The following is a 251-nucleotide window of genomic DNA, read 5'->3' as shown; positions in this document are numbered from 1 at the left end:
TATAGCCTGCACACGGCGCAGGTCACGGTCAGCTACGCACCTGACGTGTTCGGCTTGAACCGGCGTCAGGTTGAGTCGCTCAAGGCCGCAGAGGATGCGCAATACTTCCAGTTGGAGGCCGCCTATCTAACGCTGGCCACCAACATCGTGGCGGCAGCGGTGCAAGAGGCATCGCTGCGGGCGCAGATCGATGCGCAAAAGCGCATCGTGGCCATCAACACACAATTGGTCGGCAACCTGCGCAAGCAGTT

The 251-nt window shown here is 60.6% G+C and carries 1 pseudogene; it reads left to right on the top strand.

From position 1 onward, the window contains the following. Positions 1-251 (top strand): annotated as a pseudogene (locus tag ACFIKI_RS08590) (histidine kinase); the annotation flags it as partial.

The sequence above is a fragment of the Bartonella sp. TT121SHDZB genome (assembly GCF_042193415.1).
In the GTDB taxonomy this organism is placed as follows: Bacteria; Pseudomonadota; Alphaproteobacteria; order Rhizobiales; family Rhizobiaceae; genus Bartonella.
This window is presented reverse-complemented; position numbering and strand designations above follow the sequence as displayed.